The following is a 21,918-nucleotide window of genomic DNA, read 5'->3' on the forward strand; positions in this document are numbered from 1 at the left end:
GATTGCGTAACATCGCCGTCAGTTCTGAGTTGCCCGCCACCAAGCCTCATTCACCACCACGTGAACGTTCTTTAGAACTTGTAGCCTAGACCAACCATGTAGATGAAGGGATCAACGTCCACATTCACCCGTGCACGGGTGCCCGGGGCTACGGCGTTGTTCTCGACGGTGGCACGGGTGTCGATGTCGATGTAGCGCACCTGGGCGTTGAGCATGATGTTGTCGGTCAGCATGTAGTCGGCGCCGACCTGCCAGGCCAGGCCCCAGGAGTTTTTCGCCTTGAAGTTGCTGAAGCCGTTGGACTGGGCTTCGCTGCCGACGTGCTCGTCGTAGATCCAGGTGTAGTTGATGCCGCCGCCGATGTACGGCTGGAAGGCCGATTTCGCGTCCAGCGGGTAGTAGACGACGCTCAGGGTCGGCGGCAGGTGTTTGAGGGTGCCGAGTTTGCCGTTGGCGGCTGGCAGGGCGGTGCCCTTGAGCTTCACGTCATGCTCGAACGGCGAGGCGGCCAACAGCTCGATACCGATGTTGTTGGTCAGCATGTAGGCGAAGTTCAGACCCAGTTGGGTGTCGCTGCTCATGGTCGCCTTGCCGCCCAGGTTGGCGCCGCTCAGCGGACCCTGATCGACCTTGACGCTGGAGCTGTCGGCCTTCGGGTTGACGGTGATCGCACCGGCACGAACGATGATGTCGCCGGCTTCGTGGGCGTGGGCGAGCGGGGCTGCGAGCGCGAGGGCAAACAGCGAGGCGCTGAGCAAGGACTTGTTCATGGAAGCTCCCAAAGGACGTTAAAAATGTTTGATGTCCTATGGTACGAATCCGTCTGATACGGTCTTTTGACTCAGCTCAATGAAACAGTGATGCCCCGGATTTTTGTGGAACTTTCATGGCCTCATCGCCAGCAGGCTGGCTCCCACAATGGATATTTGCATCAACACAAAATCCCCTGTGGGAGCCAGCCTGCTGGCGATGGCAATCGATCAATCAACACAGAGCAACGGATTTACTCCGGCAGTTCGTAGACGTAAATCTTGTCCGCTTCCATCTGATACCCGGCATCAGCCAGTTCGCTGGTGGACTGCTTGACCTGCAACGGCCCTTCCACCCAGTACGGCTGGTACAGCTCGTCGAGCTTCACGCCGAGTTCGCTTTTTACGTGCACGATCTGGTTCGACGGCGGTGGCGGCACGTGGATGCAGGCGCCGAAATATGGCACCAGCAGGAAATCCGTGGTGCGACCTTCTTCGCTCACTTCCAGCGGCACGATGTAGCCCGGCAGGCGGATGTTCTGGCCATCGAGGCTTTGCACCACGGGGGCGTTGGGCATGTCCTGTTTGGCCGCTGGCGCGGACTCCGCCGACAGCGCGTCGCCCATCTTCGACAGGTCGTGCAGCGGCGTCATGTTCGGCACTTCGGGCGCGGCGTCCGGCGGGATCATTTCCGACCAGGTCAGGTCTTTTGGCGCCGCCGCCCACACGGGCAGGGCGACCAGCAACAGCAGCGCAAGCACGGCGCGGGGCATGGTGAACATCCTCATAAACGGATCGACAGGCCGTCGGCCAGAGATTGGCGATACGCGCGCCAGGCCGGCACGCTGCCCATCAGCAGCGCGGCCGCCAGAATGCCACCGAGCAGCGTCCATTCATACTCGCTTGGCCAGGCCAGCGGCAGATACAGCCCGTAATTGGCCTGCACATAACCCTGAGCAGCGGCGATGCCGAGGTACAGCAACGCCACCCCGGCGATCACCCCGCTCAGCGCCAGAGCAAAGGCTTCCAGCACCAGCAGGCTCGCGATGTGCCACGGCCGAGCGCCCACCGAACGCAGGATCGCCATCTCGCGGCGGCGTTCGTTGAGGCTGGTGAGAATTGCCGTGAGCATGCCGATCAACCCGGTCAGCACCACAAACAGCGAGACCACGAACAGCGCTTTTTCAGCGGTGCTCATCAGGCTCCACAACTCCTGCAAGGCCACACCCGGCAGGATCGCCAGCATCGGCTCGCCACGGAATTCGTTGATCTCCCGTTGCAGGGCGAAGGTGGAAATCTTGCTGTTGAGGCCGAGCATGAACGCGGTGATCGCTTGCGGCGTCAGGTCCATATTGCGCGCCTGATCGGCGCTGATCCGGCCGTTGCCACGGGCCGGCACGCCGTTGTGCCAGTCGATGTGGATCGCCTCCATGCCGCCGAGGCTGATGTGCAGCGTGCGGTCCACCGGGGTGCCGGTGCGCTTGAGAATGCCGACCACGGTGAACGGCTTGTCGTCGTGCTTGACCAGACTGATCGCCGCCACGCCGTGGGCCAGCACCAGCTTGTCGCCGAGCTTGTAATGCAGCGCCTCGGCCACTTCGGCACCGAGCACCACTTCGAACGGATCGGTGGCGAAGGCGCGACCGTCCGCCAGTTCCAGATGCTGCTGGCGACCGTACTGGTAATGCTCGAAATAGGCTTCGGTGGTGCCCATCACCCGGTAGCCGCGATGGGAGTCACCGAGGGACATCGGAATCGCCCACTTCACCTTCGGGTTGCTGGCGAAGTGTTCGAAGCTGTCCCAGCGAATGTTGTTGGTGGCGTTGCCGATGCGAAACACCGAATACAGCAGCAGGTTCACCGAGCCCGAGCGGGCACCGACGATCAGGTCAGTGCCGCTGATAGTGCTGGCAAAACTGGCCTTGGCTTCGGTGCGCACCCGCTCAACCGCCAGTAGCAGGCAGACGGAAAGCGCGATGGCGAAAGCAGTGAGCAGGGCGGTGAAACGCCGGTTAGCGAGGCTGGCCATGGCCAGACGGAACAGATACATCTCAGACCTCGGCAGACGTGGCGGCGCGATTGAGTTCGGCCAGGGACAGGTGACGGTCGAACAGCGGCGCGAGGCTCTGGTCGTGGCTGACGAACAACAGGCTCGAGCCGGCTTCGCGGCACTCGGCGAACAGCAGGCGAATGAAGTTTTCCCGGGCGTCGTAATCCAGTGCCGAGGTCGGTTCATCGGCGATCACCAGTTCCGGTTGCCCGATCAAGGCGCGGGCAGCGGCGACCCGTTGCTGCTGACCGATCGACAGCGAATCGGCGCGGCGACTCAGGAGGCTTTCGTCCTTCAAACCCAGGTGGGCGAGCAGGGTGGCGGCGGCCTGATCAACGCTGCCGTGACGCTGTTTCGCACGCTCGGCGCGCAGCTTCGAAAAGTGGCACGGCAGCTCGACGTTCTCGCGCACCGAGAGAAACGGCAGCAGGTTGAACTGCTGGAAAATGTAGCCGGTGTGGTCGACCCGAAAGCGATCACGGGCGCCGGCACCCAGTTCGGTCAGTTCCTGGCCGAGCAGGCGAATGCTGCCGCGACCGGGTTTCTGCACCCCGCCAAGCAGGCCGAGCAGGGTGGTCTTGCCGCTGCCGCTGGGGCCCTTGAGGAACAGGGTTTCGCCGGCTTCCAGGCGAAACGCCGGGATGTCCAGCAGCGGCGGGTGACCGGGCCAGTTGAAGCCCAGGTCGGACAGTTCGATGAGTGCTTGGGTCATGGCGCCGTTTCGTGTCAGAACTTCAGGGCGGCGGCCTTGGCCGTCACTTCCGTGCCTTGCTGGCCGCTCGGGCCGATCAGTTGTACCTGAATTTTCTGGGTGGCCGGGAAGGTAGTGAACAGGTTCGCCAGATCCAGGGTTTTCAACGCACCCGGTGCCGCACAGCTGAACTGGTAGTGGGCGTGGATTTCGCTGTGGTCGTGATGATGCTCGTGACCGTCCTTGCCGGCTTCCTCTTCGTCGTGGTCGTCGGCATCCGGCTTGTCGCCGAACAGCGGGCTTTCCAGCTCCTGGCTGGTGACTTTGCAACCGGCGGCGGCCGGCAGACTGAACAGAGCCTGCGGTTTTTCCAGTTGCGCGCGGGCGGCGGCGACCTTGGCCTTGTCGGCATCGCTGGTGGCGACGTGTTCAAAACCCACAAGGTTCATCGCCGGGCTTTCCAGCTCCAGCTCCAGGGTCTGGCCGTCGAGCGCGGCGTTCAGGCGTCCAACGCCATGTTCGTGGGCAGCGAGGCTGCCGTGCTCATGGTCGTGATCATGCTCATCGGCAGCCTGGGCGATGGCCAGCGGCAACAGGGCAAACGGCAAAGCGAGCAGCAGACGACGCATGGCGGTCTCCGGGAAGTAAAGTGAAGAGTTTGTTATGTAATCTTATAACGAAAGTGCGCAGAGTTTGCCCGCCCGCTTGGCGTTACACAAGTCCCATGGGAGCATGCAGGTCAGAAATGTGCGGGAGAAAGCTTATGTTGCGGATACGCGGAACCGTCGGCGACTTGCCGGTGGATTTGACCCTGGAACTGGATGAAAGCGACTGGGCGCGGCTCGGTGCGCAGTTTGGCGTGCAGGTGCAGACGGCCCAGCCGCAAGCAGCAGCGGCGGCGGTGGCGAAACCGGTGAATCAGGATGACGCGTTGTGGCAGGTCGCGAGGGATCTTTTGCGCAAGGCCGGGCAGCTCAGCGGCCCGGATCTGCTGGATCAGCTCGAAGGGCTGACCGGCAGCGCAGCGGCGGGCAAGCGCTTGCTGGTGCGCCTGCGTCATTCATCCGATGTGAAGGTGGCGAGCGGCGGGGATACGCCGCTCTACAGCTGGATCGAGTAAGGGGGTTAGTACAGCGCGGCAAACACCTTGCGCCGGTAAGCGGTCACCAGCGGGTGATCGTTGCCCAGCAGTTCGAACACTTGCAGCAAGGTCTTGTGCGGCAGACCTTCGCCGTAGCTGCGGTTGCGGATGAACAGCTTGAGCAGTGCGTCCAGCGCCGCTTCGTATTGCTGGCGGGCCAGTTGCTGGATTGCCAGTTGATACACCGCTTCATCGTCCTGCGGGTTCTGCGCCAGACGGCTTTTCAGGTCGGCAGCATCTGGCAGGTCACGGGCCAGGCCGAGGAATTTGATCTGCGCCTTGGCGCCAGCCAGCGCGGCTTTGTGCTCATCGCTCTTGACCGCGTCGAGCACGGTTTGCGCTTCGCCCAGTTCACCGCGTTCGGTCAGGCAGCGAGCGTAGAGAATCAACGCCTTGGCGTTGGTATTGTCTTCGCTCAGCAGCGTGACCAATGTCGCTTCCACGTCGGCGTAGCGGCCCTCGTCAAACAGTGCCTGAGCCTGTTCGAATGGATCGGCAGCCGACGGCGCCGGCATCTGCACATGGGGTTCGAGCAGGGCGCGCACGGCGGATTCCGGTTGCGCGCCGGCAAAGCCGTCCACCGGTTGACCGTCCTTGAACAGCACCACGGTCGGCAGGCTGCGGATGCCGAAGCGGGCGACGATGTCCTGCTCGATATCGCAATTGACCTTGGCCAGCAGCAACTCGCCCTGATAGCTCTCGGCGATGCCTTGCAGCATCGGCATCAGCGCCTTGCACGGCGCACACCATTCGGCCCAGAAATCCACCAGCACCGGTTTTTGAAAGGAAGCCTCGATCACCGACTGGTCGAAGTCGGCCGTCGTGGCGTCGAAGATGTACGGCGTTTGCTGACTCATGGGGTATCTCGTAAAAGCGTGAATGGGGCAACTATACGGTCAGGCGCGGGCCGCATGGTAGAGGCTGACATGGCGAAACTCTTCCGGCTCGGCCAGATCCGGCAGGGTCATGGCTTCCAGCATTTCGATGCGCCGGTATAACGGATGACGGAAATCCCGGACCCGCGAATCCGCCACCAGCGCTTCGCGGCCACGGCTCAGGAAGGCGTCGAGCAGCGGCAGATTTTCCCGGTCGTAGAGAACGTCGGCCACCAGGATCAGATCGAAGCGATCCGCCTCGGCGAAGAAATCCGTGGAATAACTCATCTGCACATCATTGAGCTCGGCATTCGCCCGACAGGCGGCAATCGCCAGCGGGTCAAGGTCGCAGGCCACCACCTCCAGCGCGCCGGCCTTCACCGCCGCGATGCCGGCGATCCCGGAACCGGCGCCGAAATCCAGCACCCGTTTGCCCCGCACCCACTCGGGAAACTCTGCCAGATAGCGCGCCACCGCCAGACCGCTGGCCCAGCAGAAACTCCAGTACGGCGGTTCATGCAGGATTCGTTGGGTTTCTTCCTGGCTGAATTCACGCGCCATGTTGTCGCCATCGATCAGCCACAGCTGCAAATCGGTGTCCGGCAATGTGCAGGCTTTCAGTCGGGCGTCGCCGAGCAACTCGCCCAGCGACTGTTGCAGGTCTGACGGGGCATTCATGGGGCTTTGACAAATTGCAGCTGGCCCAGCGCCTGGGTGGTTGGCTGAGTGATGGTCTGCGACGGCAGGTGCAGGATCAACTGGCCGGACTGGCTGGCGCGGCCGCGCAATTCAACCCGGGCGCCAACCGGGAAGGATTCGGGGTTGAAGCGCAGGTGAAACGGCAGAATCTGGTTATTGCCGATCAGGCTGGAACTGGCGAGCAATTGTTGCGGGCGATCCTTCTCGTCGATCACCAGCAGCGCCAGTTCGACTTCGGCACCGGCCGGCACGCCTTGCAGGGTGCCGCTCAGTTCGCGTTGATACGCGGGCAGCGGGCCGAGATCAGCAGCTTCCCGGGCTTTTTTCTGCGCCTGTTGCGGCGCCGGGCCCGGTGTGGGCGGCTGAGGCTTGGGCGCGTCGCTGCCACAGGCCACCAGCAGGCTGAAAACACTGAGCAAAACGAGCGGTCGTAGGGACATTGGTGGCTCCAGCAAAATGAAATCCATGGATCAATCGATCATGGCAGTCTGTATACCGCAAAGCCTATGGCTTGTCTTGCCACCGGGATGCGCTACCATGGCCCTCCCTTTTTTTGTTGCCAGCCACCATGCACTGTCCCTTCTGCGGTGCCAACGACACCAAGGTCATCGACTCGCGTCTGGTCGCCGAGGGCGAACAGGTGCGCCGCCGGCGTGAATGCCTGGCCTGCGGCGAACGTTTCACGACGTTCGAGACGGCCGAACTGGTGTTGCCGCGCCTGATCAAAACCGACGGCAGCCGCCAACCGTTCGACGAAGAAAAACTCCGCGCCGGCATGCAACGCGCCCTGGAGAAACGTCCGGTGAGCGTCGAGCGCCTCGAATCCTCGCTGGTCCATATCAAGCACAAGCTGCGCGCCACCGGCGAGCGCGAGGTCAAATCCCTCGTGGTCGGCGAACTGGTGATGGCCGAGCTGCAAAAGCTCGATGAAGTCGCCTACATCCGTTTCGCTTCCGTGTACCGCCGCTTCCAGGACCTCAACGAATTCCGCGAAGAGATCGACCGCCTCGCCCGCGAACCGGTGAAAGAATGACCACCGCCGCCGAGCAGGCCATCCTCGACGCTCACTTCATGGCCCGGGCCCTGGAGCTGGCGCGCAAGGGGCATTACACGACGCATCCCAATCCACGGGTTGGCTGCGTGATCGTGCGTGACGGGCAGATTGTCGGCGAAGGCTGGCATGAACGTGCCGGCGAACCCCACGCCGAAGTCCACGCCCTGTGCGCCGCCGGTGAACGGGCCCGTGGCGCCACGGCTTACGTGACCCTCGAACCTTGCAGCCACCACGGCCGTACGCCGCCGTGCGCCGATGCGCTGGTTAATGCCGGTATTGGCCGGGTGGTTGCGGCGATGCGTGATCCGAATCCTCAAGTCGCCGGACGCGGTCTGCAGCGCTTGACCGATGCCGGCATCGCCACCGAAAGCGGCGTGCTGGAAGCTGAGGCGCGCAAGCTCAATCAAGGTTTTCTGAAGCGCATGGAACACGGCTTGCCGTTCGTGCGGGTCAAGTTGGCCATGAGCCTCGATGGCCGTACAGCGATGGAAAGCGGTGAGAGCCAATGGATCACCGGCCCTGCCGCGCGTTCGGCGGTGCAGCGTCTGCGCGCTCAGGCCAGCGTGGTGCTGACCGGCGCCGACACGGTGCTGGCCGATGGCGCACGCCTGACCGTTCGCGGTGACGAGCTGGGGCTGGATGCCGAACAAACCGCGCTGGCCCTGAGCCGTCCGCCGCTGCGGGTATTGATCGACGGACGTCTGCGGGTGCCGCTGGATGCGCCGTTCTTCAAGGCCGGCCCGGCACTTGTCGCCACGTGTGTGGCCATCGAAGAGCAGTACGCCCACGGCCCGGAATGCCTGATCGTGCTGGGCGATGACGGTCAGGTCGATCTGCACCAGTTGCTGGTCGAACTGGCCAACCGTGGCGTCAACGAAGTGCTGGTCGAGGCCGGTCCGCGACTGGCCGGTGCGTTTGCCCAGCTCGGTCTGGTCGACGAGTTCGTGATCTTCATCGCCGGCAAGTTCCTCGGCTCCACGGCGCGTCCGCTTCTGGACTGGCCGCTGGCCTGTATGAAGGATGCGCCGGAGCTGAAAATCACTGAAATTCGCGCGGTTGGCGATGACTGGCGAGTCACTGCCATCCCTGTCCCATCGGCGAGCGTATAATTCCCGGCCATCGCGTTAGCGCTGGCTTCGTTCTCAAGGAGAACCCCATGTTTACCGGCATCATCGAATCCATCGGCAGTATCCGCGCACTGACCCCAAAGGGCGGTGATGTGCGGGTGTATGTCGAAACCGGCAAGCTCGACCTGAGCGACGTCAAACTCGGCGACAGCATCGCGGTCAACGGCGTGTGCCTGACTGCGGTTGAACTGCCGGGCAACGGCTTCGCCGCCGACGTCAGTCGCGAAACCCTCGACTGCACCGCCATGAATGACCTGAAAAGCGGTAGCCCGGTCAACCTGGAAAAAGCCCTGACCCCGACCACCCGTCTCGGCGGCCATCTGGTCAGCGGTCATGTCGACGGTGTCGGCGAAGTGGTTTCGCGCAGCGACAATGCCCGCGCCGTGGAATTTCGCATCCGCGCGCCGAAAGAGCTGGCCAAGTACATCGCCCACAAAGGCTCGATCACCGTCGACGGCACCAGCCTGACCGTGAACGCGGTCGATGGCGCCGAATTCCTGCTGACGATCATCCCGCACACCCTGAGCGAAACCATCATGGCGTCCTACAAGCCAGGTCGCCGGGTGAACCTGGAAGTCGACCTGCTGGCGCGTTATCTGGAGCGTCTGCTTCTGGGCGACAGGGCCGCTGAGCCTGACTCTTCACAAAAGCCTGGCGGTGGCATCACTGAAAGCTTTCTGGCCGCCAACGGCTACCTCAAATCCTGACTGAAGGGGGTGCCTTGTGGCGCTCAATAGCATCGAAGAACTGGTTGAAGACATCCGCCAAGGCAAGATGGTCATCCTCATGGATGACGAAGACCGCGAGAACGAAGGCGACCTGATCATGGCCGCCGAATGCTGCAAGGCCGAGCACATCAACTTCATGGCCAAATACGCCCGTGGCCTGATCTGCATGCCGATGAGCCGCGAGCGCTGCGAAACCCTGAAGCTGCCGCTGATGGCGCCACGCAACGGTTCCGGTTTCGGCACCAAGTTCACCGTTTCGATCGAAGCCGCCGAAGGCGTGACCACCGGCATTTCCGCCGCTGACCGTGCGCGCACCGTGCAAGCGGCCGCCGCGAAAGACGCCAAGGCCGAAGACATCGTCAGCCCGGGCCACATTTTTCCGCTGATGGCCCAGGCCGGTGGCACCCTGGCCCGCGCCGGCCACACCGAAGCCGCCTGCGACCTGGCGCGCATGGCCGGTTTCGAGCCGAGCGGCGTGATCTGCGAAGTGATGAACGATGACGGCACCATGTCCCGTCGTGCTGAACTGGAAGCTTTTGCCGCCGAACACGACATCAAGATCGGCACCATCGCCGACCTGATTCACTACCGGATGATCCACGAACGTACCGTTCAGCGGATTGCCGAACAGCCGCTGGACAGCGAACTGGGCCAATTCAACCTGGTGACCTATCGTGATTCGGTGGAAGGCGACGTGCACATGGCATTGACCCTGGGCACCGTTTGCGCCGAAGAACCGACCCTGGTTCGCGTGCACAACATGGACCCGCTGCGCGACCTGCTGATGGTCAAGCAACCGGGCCGCTGGAGTCTGCGCGCCGCCATGGCTGCGGTTGCCGAGGCCGGCAGCGGTGTGGTGCTGTTGCTCGGTCATCCACTGGATGGCGACGTGTTGCTGGCGCACATCCGCGAAACCGGCGATCAGGCCGCACCGAAAAAACCGACCACCTACAGCATTGTCGGTGCCGGTTCGCAGATCCTGCGTGACCTCGGTGTGCGCAAAATGCGTTTGATGAGCGCGCCAATGAAATTTAATGCGATATCCGGTTTCGATCTGGAAGTTGTAGAATACGTGCCCTCCGAATAATGACCGGTTGTTTCCGGCCCTGTATTCGCGGCAAATAAATCACTGAGGGACGCGAAACAGACGCGTCCCGGCTCTTTAAGAGATCTGACGAATGACCCTGAAGACCATCGAAGGTACCTTCATCGCCCCTAAAGGCCGCTACGCTTTGGTAGTGGGCCGCTTCAACAGCTTCGTGGTTGAAAGCCTGGTCAGCGGTGCAGTTGATGCCCTGGTTCGCCACGGCGTGAGCGAAAGCGACATCACCATCATCCGCGCACCTGGCGCCTTCGAAATCCCGCTGGTTGCGCAGAAAGTCGCCCAGAAAGGCGAGTTCGCAGCAATCATCGCCCTGGGCGCGGTCATTCGTGGCGGTACTCCGCACTTCGAATACGTGGCGGGCGAGTGCACCAAGGGCCTGGCCCAGGTGTCCATGGAGTTCGGCGTACCGGTCGCTTTCGGCGTCCTGACCGTTGATTCCATCGAGCAAGCCATCGAACGTTCCGGCACCAAGGCCGGCAACAAAGGTGCTGAAGCTGCCCTGTCCGCTCTGGAAATGGTCAGCCTGCTGGCGCAGTTGGAGGCCAAGTGATTAGCGACGAAAGCGATCGTTTCAACCCGCGCGATCCGAAACCTGCGGATGCCGGCAAGCCATCGAAGAGCGCCAAGCGCCGCGAAGCCCGTCAGCTCGCGACCCAGGCCCTGTATCAATGGCACATGGCTCGGCAATCGTTGAACGAGATCGAAGCGCAGTTCCGGGTCGATAACGATTTCACCGATGTCGACGGGGCTTACTTCCGCGAAATCCTCCACGGGGTTCCGCAGTTCAAGACCGAAATCGACACCGCGCTCACGCCTTGCCTGGACCTGGCGATCGAAGAGCTGGACCCGGTTGAACTGGCGGTTCTGCGCCTGTCCACCTGGGAACTGCTCAAGCGCGTCGACGTGCCGTACCGCGTTGTGATCAACGAAGGTATCGAGCTGGCCAAGGTGTTCGGTTCGACCGACGGCCACAAGTTCGTCAACGGCGTGCTCGACAAGCTGGCTCCGCGCCTGCGTGAAGCTGAAGTGAAGGCGTTCAAGCGCTGATCCGCGCTTGAATACTTTTTCTCAGCCATGGGCGAGTTTGAGCTGATCCGCAATTTCTTCGCCGCCGCGCCTTGTGCGCAGGGCGGCGAAGGCGTTGCACTGGGGATCGGTGACGACTGCGCCTTGCTGGCGGTCCCTTCCGGGGAACAGCTGGCGGTTTCCACCGATACGCTGGTGGCCGGCGTGCATTTCGCCGATCCCTGCGATCCGTTTCTGCTCGGTCAGCGCTCGCTGGCCGTGGCGGTCAGCGACCTCGCTGCCATGGGCGCCACGCCCGTCGCCTTTACCCTTGCCCTGACCTTGCCGACGGTGACCGCCGATTGGCTGCAAGCCTATGCCCGCGGTTTGAATCGCATGGCGCAGGACTGCGGCGTGGCACTGGTCGGCGGCGACACGACCCGCGGGCCGTTGAGCCTGACCGTTACCGTGTTCGGCCGCGTCCCGGCCGGCAAAGCGCTGACCCGCAGCGGAGCCCGGCCGGGCGATCTGCTGTGTGTCGGCGGCGAACTGGGCAATGCCGCCGGGGCCTTGCCGCTGGTTCTGGGTCAGCGAGACGCCGAACCACACATCGCCCAGCCGCTGCTTGATCATTACTGGTCGCCGCAACCGCAACTCGCTCTCGGTCAGGCCCTGCGTGGCAAGGCCACTTCGGCGCTGGACATCTCCGATGGGCTGCTCGCCGATTGCGGTCACATCGCATTGGCCTCGAAGGTTTGCCTCGAAGTCGAGCGCGAGCGCGTTCCGTTGTCGGAGGCGCTGGTGGCGTTTCTCGGTCAGCGCGGCGCCGAACGTGCGGCGTTGAGCGGTGGCGATGACTACGTGCTGGCCTTCACCCTGCCGGCCGTCGAGTTGCCGGCGCTGCTCGCCGATGGCTGGTCGATCCATGTGATCGGCCGCGTGACGCAAGGGCAGGGCGTAGTGTTGCTGGATCGCGACGGGCACGACATCACCCCGCAAATCCGGGGTTATCAACATTTTCAGGAGTCACCGTGACAGATCACCCGAAACAGGTTCCGGCCGAATTCGTTCCGCCGTCGGTCTGGCGCAATCCCTGGCATTTCCTCGCGTTCGGCTTTGGCTCGGGCACCTTGCCCAAGGCGCCGGGCACTTGGGGCTCGTTAGTTGCGCTACCCTTTATTCCGTTGTGGCAAATGCTGCCGGACTGGGGTTACTGGCTGATGCTCGGGATCACCATGTTGTTCGGCTTCTGGCTGTGCGGCAAAGTGGCCGACGATCTGCGGGTGCACGACCACGAGGGCATCGTCTGGGACGAAATGGTCGGGATGTGGATCACCCTGTGGCTGGTGCCGGAAGGCTGGTACTGGTTGCTCGCCGGGTTCCTGGTGTTCCGCTTCTTCGACATTCTCAAACCGTGGCCGATCCGCTGGATCGACCGGCATGTTCACGGCGGCGTCGGCATCATGCTCGACGACGTGCTGGCCGGCGTGTTTGCCTGGCTGGCGATGCAGGGACTGGTGTGGATTTTCGCCTGATTTCCGGGCGTGGAGGAGGGACGCAGGGATGACTCGACGCTGGTTGGCGATAGTGGTTTTGACCTTGCTTGGTGCCGTGGCCCAGGCACAGGACGCATCGCCGTCGGTCATTCACCTGGCCAGCGAAGACTGGGAAGACTACACCGCCGCCGACGGCCATGGCCTGGCCTGGGATGTGTTGCGCAAAGTGTTCGAGCCGGCCGGCGTGACCCTGGATATTCGCACCGTGCCCTACACTCGTTCGGTGGGGCTGGTACAACTGAAGGAAGTCGATGCACTGGTCGGTTCCTATCGCGGCGAAGCCGAGCAGGTGCTGTACCCGAAATGGAATTTCGATTCCGACCACATCTACGCGCTCGGCCTGGCCAGCAATCCTTCGCCGACCCAGGCGACCCTGGGCAAGTACCGACTGGCCTGGGTGCGCGGCTATCGCTACGAAACCTATCTGCCGAACGTCAAACGCTTCAACCAGATCGAGCGCCGCACCGGGATCCTGTCAATGCTCAAGCAGGGGCGGGCGGATTACTACATCGATGCGCTGACGGAAATCGAAGCGGTGCTGCGAAACGCCGCCGATCCTTCGCCGTACCGTTATTCGCATCTGGCAGAGTTGCCGCTGTACCTCGGCTTCGCCGACACCCCGCAAGGCCGGGCGCTGATGTCGATCTACGACCAGCGCATGGAGCAACTGGTGAAAAGCGGCGAGTTGAAGCCGGTTTTCGAGCGCTGGAAGCAGCCGTATCCGTTCGAGTAAAGGCGATAGCGACGAGCCTGTCATCAAACTTTTTGATAGTTATCCCCGATAATTCAGCCTAAGCGCCTGCGGGAACCTGCTGTTACAATGCCGCCCAGCGAATCTCGGACTTTTCAGATCAGGAGCACACCGGTGCCTGTCGTTTTTGTCGCCGCTTCCAAGCTGCCAACGCCTTTTGCGCAATTCACCATGCACGGTTTTCTCGATGAAGCCACCGGCCGCGAGCACGTCGTGCTGAGCCTCGGCGAGATTGCCGACGGTGCCCCGGTACTCGGCCGTCTGCACTCCGAATGCCTGACCGGCGATGCCTTGTTCAGCCAGCGTTGCGACTGCGGCTCGCAACTGGAAGGCGCCCTCAAGGCCATCGCTCGGGAAGGCCGTGGTGTGTTGCTGTACCTGCGTCAGGAAGGGCGCGGCATCGGTCTTTTGAACAAGATCCGTGCCTACGAATTGCAGGACGGCGGCGCCGACACCGTTGAAGCCAACGAGCGTCTGGGCTTTGCCGCCGACCAGCGTGACTATGCCATGTGCCTGCCGATGCTCGAGCATCTGGGCGTCAAATCCCTGCGCCTGATGACCAATAACCCGCGCAAGGTCAAAGCCTTGACCGACATGGGCATTGTCGTCGCCGAGCGCGTGCCGCTGCACACCGGCCACAACCCGCACAACAAACTCTATCTGGCGACCAAGGCCAGCAAGCTCGACCACATGATGGGTAACGAGTATCAGGGCGAGGTAGACCGGGCGTGACCCGCGGGCAAGTGCGGCGCCGTCTGTCGATCGCCTGGTGGAAATACCTGGCGCTGGCGCTGGTGCCGCTGTTCGTGATCAACGCTGTATTCGGTCAGGGCGAGGCAATTCTGCCGGTGCTGGCGATGCCTTTCTTTATCGCGGGCGTGGCCTCGATGTTTGTCAGCCTGAAGTTTTTCGGCCGCTACAAGCATGCGCTGATCGCCACACAAAAAGCCCTCGATACCCCTGACGAGCCCGCCGCCTGGATCGCCCTGGCGGCCTGCCTTCGCAGTGCATTCGTGGTCGCGGCGCTGCCGGCATGGATTGGCGCGCTGGCGGTGTTTGTCGGTCTTGAAGCGGTGCCGCTGATGTTGCTGGCGCTGTCCACGGCGGTGCTGTTCTACCTCTACCGTATCCCGCGTCAACTCGCCTGATGCGTCGTCTCTGGCTGGCGGTTCTGCTGCTGGCCGTCAGCGCTGAGGCGCTGGCCGCTCTGCGGGTGGTCAGCCTCGCGCCATCCCTGTCTGAAATCGTGGTTGAACTGGATTCGGCCGATCTGCTGGTCGGCGTGCTGGATGCCGGTGAGCGTCCGTCTGCTATCAAGGACGTGCCTTCGGTGGGCCGTTATGGCCAGCTCGACATGGAACGGCTGCTCAGCCTCAAACCTGACTTGTTGCTGCTATGGCCCGGCAGTGTCGGCCCGGCCCAGCGTGATCAGCTCAAGCGCCTGAACATCCCGACGTTCGTTGCCGAGCCTCACAGTCTCGAACAGCTGACTGCGCAGATTGAGGGCATCGCGATACAGCTCGGTCGTCCTGAGCGTGGGATCGCGCGGGCCAGCGAGTTGCGGCAAAAACTCGATAAGCTGCGCCAGCGCTACCGCCGCGAAGTACCGCTGCGGGTGTTCTATCAGGTTTGGGACAAGCCGCTGTACACCGTCGGTGGCGGGCAGATCATCAGCGATGCGCTTGAAGTGTGCGGCGCACGCAATGTGTTTGCCGACTTGAGTCTGCCGGCGCCGCAGGTGAGCATCGAGGCCGTTTTACAGCGTGATCCCGAAGTGATTCTGGCCGGCGATCAGCTGCAACTGGACGCGTGGAACGCCTGGCCGCAGGTGGCAGCGGTCAAGCACGGGCAGTTGCTGCTGGTCACCGACAAAGGCCTTGAACGCCCGAGCGGGCAGATGATCGAAGCCACCGCCAAGCTCTGCCAGCTGATCGCGCCAGACCGCTGAGACCGAGGTGAATTCTTCGCGAGCAAGCCCGCTCCCACATTTGGAATGCGTTCCCCCTGTGGGAGCGGGCTTGCTCGCGAAGAGGTCAGTCAATGCAGCGCAAGTTCTGGATCAGAGTAGCGGTGTCCAGGTTACCCCGAACATGAACGCCCGCCCCTCCTCGCGATAGCCAAACTGACTGCCGTCATGGCTGTACAACGCCCGGCTGTAACCCTTGTCCAGCAGGTTGTCGACCTTGAAATCCAGCTTGATCTCGCGGTTCAGCGCCCAGCTGCTGCGCAGTCCTAGCAGTGCATAACCGCCAAGCGGCTGCTGATTGTTCAGATCGTCATAGCTGCTGCTGACCGCTTGCCAGCTGGCACCAAGACCGAGGCGATCGAACTGTCGGTCCAGATCCCAGCTCAAGGTGCGCCTAGCACGACGTGCCAAGGTGTGGCCGGTGTCGCGGTCGCGGGGATCGATGATCGCCACGCCGAGGTTGCTCTGCCAGCCGAACAGCTCCTGTTTCAGCGCTGCTTCGAAGCCGTTGATCCGCGCCGAGGCGACGTTTTCCGGGCGTGAGTTGCTGCCGAAGATGATCGCGTCTTCCAGATCGGTCCGATACAACGAGGCCTCGAGGCGAGTGCTGTCGCTCAACTGGCTGCGCCATTGCAGCTCGTAGCTTTTCGAGGTTTCCGGTTTCAGGTCGGGGTTGCTGAAGTCCGGGTAATACAGATCGTTGAAGGTCGGTGCGCGGAAGCCTTCGCTGTAGCTGAGCAGCAGATCATTGTCCGGATTGACCGGCAACGTCAGTGTGCCGCTCCAGCTGTTCTGGCCGCCGAACTGCTGGTTGTCGTCACGACGCAGGCCCAGTTCGGTAGAGAAGCTGTCGGCCTGGAAGCGATGCTGGATGAAGGCTGCGCGGTTCCAGCGGCTGTCTTCGTCGAACGCGGTGCTGCTGTTGACCCGGTCTTCGTACCAGTCGCCGCCAAGGATCAGGCTGTTGCGCGCATCGAGGGTCAGGTCGTTCTGCCAGGTCACCGAGTCGCGGTAGGTGTTGAACACCGAGCGTTCGACGCTGAGTTTGTCGAAGGACTTCTCGCGGTTTTCGCTGTGGCCGAGTTCCAGGCGCGACTTCCAGCGCTCGTTGAGCCGAGCGTCGATGTAGCTGCTGAAACTGCTGACGGTGAAATCGCTGTAAGGCTGCTGCTGGAGGGAGTCGAAGGTCTCCGGGTCGAAGCGGCCGAACGGGTTGTCGAACTCGCTTTTGCCACGGTTATCCAGCAGGTTGGCGCCGACTTCGATGTCATCGGTCAGCGCATGGCTGAGGCTCAGGCTGATGGATTTGTTGCGATAGCCATCGTGATCGCTGTCGCTGGGATAGGACTCGTGGGTGCGGTCGATCCCGGCGGTTTCATCGAGACTGGCGCCGAGGTTGAAGCGGGTTTTCTCATCGCCGCCGGAGAGGCCGACACTGCGCTCCCAGGTCTGGTGGCTGCCGAAGCCCACATGCATCCGCGGCTGCAAGCCCTGTTCGCCGCCGCGTCGGGTGAAGATCTGAATCACCCCGCCAATCGCATCGCTGCCGTAGATCACCGAACGCGAACCGCGCAGCACTTCGACACGCTCGATCTGTTCGATGTTGAGGTGTTGCAGGTTGCTGTCGCCGGATGTCGAGTTGCCGATGCGCTGGCCGTCGACCAGCACCAGGCTCTGCGCCGATTGCGTGCCGCGAATGTAGATCCCTGGCAGGCTGCCGCGTCCGCCGGTTTGCGCGACTTGTACACCCGGCACCCGTTGCAGCAGATCGGTGACGCTGCGCGGTTGCAGGCGCTCGATGTCTTCGCGGGTGAACACGGTGTTGGCGGCGCTGCTGTCGTTGCGCGCTTCGATCTGGCGGTTGGCGCTGATCAGCACGTCCGGCAGCTTCAGGGCCTGATCGCGTTCGAAGGTGTCGGCGAGGGCGTTGGCAGAGGGCAGCAGCAGGAGGGGCAGGGCGACGCGCGAGAGGTTCATCGGTATTCCGTAGGTCTTTCAGGTGTACACAAATCAAATGTGGGAGCGGGCTTGCTCGCGAAGGCGGTTTGTCAGTCAACTCATCATCGACTGATCCGACGCTTTCGCGAGCAAGCCCGCTCCCACATGGGGTTTTGCGTGTATCCAGCGAGTTAGCGGTTAAGCAGTTCCAGGCGCTCACGCACCGCCGCTTCAATCCCGGCCTCGTCCAGCCCGCACTCGGCCAGCATCTGCGCCGGCTTGGCGTGCTCGACGTAAACGTCCGGCAAGCCCAGGTGCAGCACCGACTTGAGGATGTTCTCGCGGGCGAGGAATTCGCTGACCGCGCCACCGGCGCCGCCCATGATCGCGTTCTCTTCGAGAGTCACCAGCAGCTCGTGGCTGTCGGCGATCTCGCGTACCAGCGCTTCGTCCATCGGCTTGACGAAACGCATGTCGACCACGGTCGCGTCCAGCGTCTCGGCGACTTTCAGGGCTTCGGCCATTTGCACGCCGAACACCAGCAGGGCGACCTTGTTGCCCTGGCGACGCACCACACCCTTGCCGATCTCGATCGGTTCGAGGTCTTTCTCGATGGTTGCGTTCGGGCCGGTGCCGCGTGGGTAACGCACCGCCGCCGGGCCGTTGTAGAGGTGGCCGGTGGTGAGCATTTTGCGCAATTCGTTTTCGTCGCTCGGGGTCATGATGACCATGCCCGGGATGCAGCGCAGGTACGAAAGATCGAAGCTGCCGGCGTGGGTCGGGCCGTCTTCGCCCACCAGACCGGCGCGGTCGATGGCGAACAGCACATCGAGGTTCTGCACCGCGACGTCATGCACCAACTGGTCGTAACCGCGTTGCAGGAACGTCGAGTAGATCGCCACTACCGGTTTCGCGCCTTCGCAAGCCATGCCGGCGGCGAGGGTCACGGCGTGTTGCTCGGCGATCGCCACGTCGAAGTAGCGCAGCGGGAAACGCTCGCTGAACTCCACCAGGTCCGAGCCTTCCTTCATCGCCGGGGTGATGCCCACCAGACGCGGGTCGGCAGCGGCCATGTCGCACAGCCATTCACCGAACACGCCGGAATACTTCGGCCCGCCGGCCTTCTTCGGCGCAGCGGCCGGAGCGTCCAGCGGTTCGAGTTTGGTGATGGCGTGGTAACCGATCGGGTCGACTTCCGCCGGGGCGAAGCCTTTGCCCTTTTTGGTGACGATGTGCAGGAACTGCGGGCCTTTCAGATCGCGCATGTTGCGCAGGGTGGCGATCAGGGTCGGCAGGTCGTGACCATCGATCGGGCCGATGTAGTTCCAGCCCAATTCTTCGAACAGGGTGCCGGGGACCAGCATGCCTTTTGCGTATTCTTCGGTACGACGGGCGATTTCCCAGGCGCCGGGCAGGCGCGACAGCACTTTCTTGCTGCCTTCACGCATGCTCGCGTAAGTGCGGCTGGAAAGAATCTTCGCCAGATAGTTCGACAGCCCGCCGACGTTGCGCGAGATCGACATATCGTTGTCGTTGAGGATCACCAGCATGTTGGCGTCGACTTCCGGCGCGTGGTTCAGCGCCTCGAACGCCATGCCGGCGGTCAGTGCGCCGTCGCCGATCACCGCAATCGCCTTGCGATCGCTGTTCTGCAGGCGGGCGGCGATGGCCATGCCCAGCGCGGCACTGATCGAGGTGCTGGAGTGGCCGACGCCAAAAGTGTCGTACTCGCTCTCGGAGCGGCGCGGGAAGGCGGCGATGCCGTCCTTCTGGCGCAAAGACTCCATGCGCTCGCGACGACCGGTGAGGATCTTGTGCGGATAGGCCTGATGACCGACGTCCCACACCAGCCGGTCGTCCGGGGTGTCGAAGACGTAATGCAACGCGATGGTCAGCTCGATGACGCCCAGGCCGGCACCGAAATGCCCACCGGTCTGGCCGACCGTGTAGAGCAATTCCAGGCGCAACTCATCAGCCAGGGTTTCCAGCTCGGCTTCGCCTAACCGGCGCAGGCCGTCCGGCGTGTTCGCGCGGTCGAGCAGGGGCGTGGTCGGGCGCTTGCGGGGAATCTCATGAAACGTCGTGGGCATCAGGCGAATCGTTATAGGTATAAAAGATGCGGCAGTTTACCTGATGCATCGCCCCCTGCCCACGCGTTGGTCTTTTTTGGCTGATTAGCCTTCAGTTACGCCGATCGACGATATACCGGGCCAGATCGCGCAACGGCTCGGCAGCCGCGTCAAACGGTCGCAGCGCGTGCAGGGCCTGATCGCGCAGTTCCAGCGCGTAAGCCTTGGCTGCGTTCAGACCGAGCAGCGCCGGGTAAGTCGGCTTGTCGCGGGCAATATCGGCGCCCTGGCGTTTGCCGAGGGTTTCGGTATCGCTTTCGACGTCGAGGATGTCGTCCTGGACCTGGAACGCCAGGCCGATGGCCTGTGCATAAGTCTGCAGGGACTTCAGTTCATCCTTCTCGGCACGGCCGCTGGCCAGGGCGCCGAGCTTGACGCTGACTTCGATCAGCGCGCCGGTCTTGTGCCGGTGCATCTGTTCCAGCGCTTTCTGATCAAGCTTGAGGCCGACCGAACCGAGGTCGATGGCCTGACCGCCGACCATGCCGGCCGGGCCCGCCGCGTGTGCCAGCGCTGTGACCTGTTGCAGGCGGATGTCCGCGCTCAGGTCGCTCAGACGCGGGTCGAGCAGAGCGCTGAATGCCAGACTCTGCAAGCCGTCGCCGGCCAGGATCGCGCAAGCTTCGTCGAATTTCTTGTGAGTGGTCGGCTGGCCGCGACGCAGATCGTCGTCGTCCATCGCCGGCAAATCGTCGTGCACCAGCGAATACGCGTGGATCAGCTCAACCGCACACGCCGCGCCGTTGGCCTGTTCGGCCTTGCCGCCGAGGGCTTCGCACGCCGCGTACGCCAGCAGCGGACGCACGCGTTTGCCGCCGTTCATCACGCTATAGCGCATGGCTTCATAAAGGCGCGCCAGTTCTGGCAGCGGGGCGTTGAACAGGGTTTCCAGTGCCGCGTTGACCCGCGCCTGGCTGGTGGCCGAATACGCTGCAATCATTCTGGCTGATCCGCGTCGAAGGGTTCCTCGGCGAGTTCGCCATCGCGCTCCAGCAACACCTGGACCTTCTGCTCGGCCTGGGCCAGCGCCGCCTGGCAGTCACGGGTCAGGCCGATGCCTTGCTCGAAAGCGGTCAGCGAGTCTTCCAGCGACAATTCACCGTTCTCCAGACGCTCCACCAGCGTTTGCAGGTCGGCGAGGGACTGTTCGAAATCCAGTGCAGCTTTTTTGCGGGCCATGGCGGCTAATTCCGGTTGACGTTAAACCGGCGCGACACTAGCAGATAGGGGGGGTATGGGCAAATGAGCGGGGTGTTGTGGCCGTTTCATCATGGTGTCGATATCGGTCTTGTCTGGCCCGAAAGTTATTCGGCTCATTTTGTGAGCCGAATAAGTCCGCTATTCGGCTCACGCCCCGTCAATGTGCGTGAATCCCACCGCAAATCCACATGTATCCGATTGTTAAAAAACTGCCGAATCGCTAACCTTCGCGCCTTCTACGACCCGACAGTCACGGGTCTTTCAGACGAAACGCAGTATCGCCCACTGTGAAGCGCCGAGGATCGGGTGCAAGGTTTCGTCAGGCATGGCAGGAGGCATCACATGCGTTCACTTCTTTTGCTGCTGATCGGGTTGGCCTGCGCGCCCGCGCTGCTGGCAGCGCCGAGTGCGGAGTTGTCGGAGCCTGTTGGCGGCTGGCGCTATCACGGGCTGCTCGATCGCACGGAAAACCCGCAGGTCGCCTATCCCACGCCGCCCATCGATCGCGGCATCCAGCGCAATCGCACGATGATCCAGGGCCAGCTCAAGGCGATCGGGCATCTGCGTCCGCCGCACAGCCTGGCGGTGAATGGCAATCCACTGAATCTGTACACCGACGACGATGGGCGTTTCGCCCGGCCGTACGCGTTCGGCGCCGGTTCCAACAGCGTCGAGGTGATCAGCGCCGACGGCCAGTCGCTCAAGCGTGTTCAATTCTACGAAGCCAACAACCTGCGCACACCGGCGCGGATCCGCGTGGTGCTCGGTTGGGACGACCCTAAAGCCGAACTCGACCTGCACGTCATTACGCCTGACGGCCAGCACGCCTTCTGGGCGCGCCCGGCGATGAGCAACGGCGGCGGCCTCGATCCGGACGGCGTTGACGGCCCCGGCCCGGAAATGTTCACCATGACCGCGCCGCTGCACGGCACCTATCTGGTTTACGTCAACTATTGGGGCAACTTCGGTAACGGCGGCTATAACTTCGAGGAGACCAGCAACCAGAACGAGGTCATCACCTCGCAGATCACGCTGGTGCTCAACGAAAACACCGTCGACGAAAAACGCGAAACGTTCATCGTGCCCCTGCGGGCCATCGGTGATCTGCTGCTGGTCAAGACTTTCAACTATTAAGCATCCCGCCACGGATGAAC

26 protein-coding genes are annotated in these 21,918 nt (G+C 62.7%); 14 read left to right on the plus strand and 12 right to left on the minus strand.

Translation table 11 applies throughout. The annotated features are described in order from the left end of the window. Positions 1-71: 71 nt before the first annotated feature. The 5 genes from ACKUG4_RS16440 to ACKUG4_RS16460 all read right to left on the minus strand — a co-directional run bounded on the left by ACKUG4_RS16440 (position 72) and on the right by ACKUG4_RS16460 (position 4,119). Positions 72-770, minus strand: a complete 699-nt coding sequence (locus ACKUG4_RS16440; RefSeq protein WP_085613361.1) for an OmpW/AlkL family protein — start codon at positions 768-770, stop codon at positions 72-74. 233 nt (positions 771-1,003) lie between these two features. Continuing rightward, positions 1,004-1,522 (minus strand): DUF3299 domain-containing protein, encoded by a 519-nt coding sequence (locus ACKUG4_RS16445; protein ID WP_039772003.1) that lies wholly within the window; start codon positions 1,520-1,522, stop codon positions 1,004-1,006. An 11-nt stretch (positions 1,523-1,533) separates the two neighbouring features. Then, the gene (locus tag ACKUG4_RS16450) at positions 1,534-2,799 is read right to left on the minus strand and encodes an ABC transporter permease (protein WP_445434413.1); all 1,266 of its coding nucleotides are present in this window, start codon (positions 2,797-2,799) and stop codon (positions 1,534-1,536) included. A gap of 1 nt (position 2,800) precedes the next feature. Continuing rightward, complete coding sequence (locus ACKUG4_RS16455) at positions 2,801-3,511, minus strand: ABC transporter ATP-binding protein (protein ID WP_064599743.1); 711 nt, start codon at positions 3,509-3,511, stop codon at positions 2,801-2,803. 14 nt (positions 3,512-3,525) lie between these two features. Beyond that, complete coding sequence (locus ACKUG4_RS16460; protein WP_064599741.1) at positions 3,526-4,119, minus strand: DUF2796 domain-containing protein; 594 nt, start codon at positions 4,117-4,119, stop codon at positions 3,526-3,528. Positions 4,120-4,253: 134 nt separating this feature from the next. On the opposite strand from ACKUG4_RS16460, the gene ACKUG4_RS16465 reads away from it, so the two are divergent. Next, the gene (locus ACKUG4_RS16465) at positions 4,254-4,610 is read left to right on the plus strand and encodes a hypothetical protein (protein ID WP_445434414.1); all 357 of its coding nucleotides are present in this window, start codon (positions 4,254-4,256) and stop codon (positions 4,608-4,610) included. Positions 4,611-4,615: 5 nt separating this feature from the next. Here the strand turns inward: ACKUG4_RS16465 and trxA are convergent, their stop codons facing one another. Genes trxA through ACKUG4_RS16480 form a run of 3 tightly spaced genes read right to left on the minus strand, consistent with a single transcriptional unit; the run spans position 4,616 to position 6,645 of the window. Continuing rightward, positions 4,616-5,488 (minus strand): thioredoxin, encoded by an 873-nt coding sequence (gene trxA, locus ACKUG4_RS16470; RefSeq protein WP_445434415.1) that lies wholly within the window; start codon positions 5,486-5,488, stop codon positions 4,616-4,618. A gap of 39 nt (positions 5,489-5,527) precedes the next feature. Further along, the gene (locus ACKUG4_RS16475; protein WP_064382218.1) at positions 5,528-6,184 is read right to left on the minus strand and encodes a class I SAM-dependent methyltransferase; all 657 of its coding nucleotides are present in this window, start codon (positions 6,182-6,184) and stop codon (positions 5,528-5,530) included. Beyond that, positions 6,181-6,645: a YbaY family lipoprotein gene (locus ACKUG4_RS16480; RefSeq protein WP_011336139.1), complete on the minus strand. Its 465-nt coding sequence runs from the start codon at positions 6,643-6,645 to the stop codon at positions 6,181-6,183. Before ACKUG4_RS16480 ends, ACKUG4_RS16475 begins: the two co-directional genes overlap by 4 nt. 128 nt (positions 6,646-6,773) lie before the next feature. Between ACKUG4_RS16480 and nrdR the strand changes: the two genes are divergently transcribed. The 12 genes from nrdR to ACKUG4_RS16540 all read left to right on the plus strand — a co-directional run bounded on the left by nrdR (position 6,774) and on the right by ACKUG4_RS16540 (position 15,479). Continuing rightward, positions 6,774-7,238 carry a transcriptional regulator NrdR gene (gene nrdR / locus ACKUG4_RS16485; RefSeq protein ID WP_003228656.1) on the plus strand — a complete coding sequence of 155 codons (465 nt, stop codon included), beginning with the start codon at positions 6,774-6,776 and terminating at the stop codon, positions 7,236-7,238. Continuing rightward, on the plus strand, positions 7,235-8,368 hold the full coding sequence (ribD, locus tag ACKUG4_RS16490; protein WP_445434416.1) for a bifunctional diaminohydroxyphosphoribosylaminopyrimidine deaminase/5-amino-6-(5-phosphoribosylamino)uracil reductase RibD: 1,134 nt from the start codon (positions 7,235-7,237) through the stop codon (positions 8,366-8,368). The genes nrdR and ribD overlap by 4 nt, the downstream gene beginning before the upstream one ends. Before the next feature lie 47 nt (positions 8,369-8,415). Beyond that, entirely contained in the window at positions 8,416-9,093 is a 678-nt protein-coding gene (locus tag ACKUG4_RS16495; RefSeq protein ID WP_445434417.1) for a riboflavin synthase, read from the plus strand. Positions 9,094-9,109: 16 nt separating this feature from the next. Continuing rightward, on the plus strand, positions 9,110-10,201 hold the full coding sequence (ribBA, locus tag ACKUG4_RS16500; protein WP_163976584.1) for a bifunctional 3,4-dihydroxy-2-butanone-4-phosphate synthase/GTP cyclohydrolase II: 1,092 nt from the start codon (positions 9,110-9,112) through the stop codon (positions 10,199-10,201). A gap of 91 nt (positions 10,202-10,292) precedes the next feature. Beyond that, complete coding sequence (ribH, locus tag ACKUG4_RS16505) at positions 10,293-10,769, plus strand: 6,7-dimethyl-8-ribityllumazine synthase (protein WP_003228649.1); 477 nt, start codon at positions 10,293-10,295, stop codon at positions 10,767-10,769. Further along, positions 10,766-11,266, plus strand: coding sequence for a transcription antitermination factor NusB (nusB, locus tag ACKUG4_RS16510; RefSeq protein WP_024014489.1), 501 nt, complete (start codon positions 10,766-10,768; stop codon positions 11,264-11,266). Before ribH ends, nusB begins: the two co-directional genes overlap by 4 nt. 27 nt (positions 11,267-11,293) lie before the next feature. After that, entirely contained in the window at positions 11,294-12,259 is a 966-nt protein-coding gene (thiL, locus tag ACKUG4_RS16515) for a thiamine-phosphate kinase (RefSeq protein ID WP_445434418.1), read from the plus strand. Then, on the plus strand, positions 12,256-12,759 hold the full coding sequence (locus tag ACKUG4_RS16520; RefSeq protein WP_007910933.1) for a phosphatidylglycerophosphatase A family protein: 504 nt from the start codon (positions 12,256-12,258) through the stop codon (positions 12,757-12,759). The genes thiL and ACKUG4_RS16520 overlap by 4 nt, the downstream gene beginning before the upstream one ends. A gap of 28 nt (positions 12,760-12,787) precedes the next feature. Further along, positions 12,788-13,513 (plus strand): substrate-binding periplasmic protein, encoded by a 726-nt coding sequence (locus ACKUG4_RS16525; RefSeq protein ID WP_445434419.1) that lies wholly within the window; start codon positions 12,788-12,790, stop codon positions 13,511-13,513. Between the two features lie 132 nt (positions 13,514-13,645). Next, positions 13,646-14,263, plus strand: coding sequence for a GTP cyclohydrolase II (gene ribA / locus ACKUG4_RS16530; RefSeq protein WP_445434420.1), 618 nt, complete (start codon positions 13,646-13,648; stop codon positions 14,261-14,263). After that, on the plus strand, positions 14,260-14,679 hold the full coding sequence (locus ACKUG4_RS16535) for an MFS transporter (protein ID WP_445434421.1): 420 nt from the start codon (positions 14,260-14,262) through the stop codon (positions 14,677-14,679). Before ribA ends, ACKUG4_RS16535 begins: the two co-directional genes overlap by 4 nt. Continuing rightward, positions 14,679-15,479, plus strand: a complete 801-nt coding sequence (locus ACKUG4_RS16540; RefSeq protein WP_445434422.1) for a cobalamin-binding protein — start codon at positions 14,679-14,681, stop codon at positions 15,477-15,479. The genes ACKUG4_RS16535 and ACKUG4_RS16540 overlap by 1 nt, the downstream gene beginning before the upstream one ends. 111 nt (positions 15,480-15,590) lie before the next feature. On the opposite strand, the gene ACKUG4_RS16545 is transcribed toward ACKUG4_RS16540, so the two are convergent. The 4 genes from ACKUG4_RS16545 to ACKUG4_RS16560 form a co-directional block, all read right to left on the minus strand. After that, positions 15,591-17,474 (minus strand): TonB-dependent receptor domain-containing protein, encoded by a 1,884-nt coding sequence (locus ACKUG4_RS16545; protein WP_445434423.1) that lies wholly within the window; start codon positions 17,472-17,474, stop codon positions 15,591-15,593. A 152-nt stretch (positions 17,475-17,626) separates the two neighbouring features. Further along, positions 17,627-19,525: a 1-deoxy-D-xylulose-5-phosphate synthase gene (gene dxs, locus ACKUG4_RS16550; protein WP_445434424.1), complete on the minus strand. Its 1,899-nt coding sequence runs from the start codon at positions 19,523-19,525 to the stop codon at positions 17,627-17,629. Positions 19,526-19,616: 91 nt separating this feature from the next. Next, positions 19,617-20,504 (minus strand): (2E,6E)-farnesyl diphosphate synthase, encoded by an 888-nt coding sequence (ispA, locus tag ACKUG4_RS16555; protein ID WP_445434425.1) that lies wholly within the window; start codon positions 20,502-20,504, stop codon positions 19,617-19,619. Beyond that, complete coding sequence (locus tag ACKUG4_RS16560; RefSeq protein WP_007894317.1) at positions 20,501-20,743, minus strand: exodeoxyribonuclease VII small subunit; 243 nt, start codon at positions 20,741-20,743, stop codon at positions 20,501-20,503. The genes ispA and ACKUG4_RS16560 overlap by 4 nt, the downstream gene beginning before the upstream one ends. Before the next feature lie 363 nt (positions 20,744-21,106). Between ACKUG4_RS16560 and ACKUG4_RS16565 the strand changes: the two genes are divergently transcribed. Continuing rightward, positions 21,107-21,898, plus strand: coding sequence for a YfaP family protein (locus tag ACKUG4_RS16565; protein WP_064599718.1), 792 nt, complete (start codon positions 21,107-21,109; stop codon positions 21,896-21,898). Positions 21,899-21,918 lie beyond the last annotated feature (20 nt).

This window comes from Candidatus Pseudomonas auctus, assembly GCF_048654275.1.
Lineage (GTDB): Bacteria > Pseudomonadota > Gammaproteobacteria > Pseudomonadales > Pseudomonadaceae > Aquipseudomonas > Aquipseudomonas pharyngis.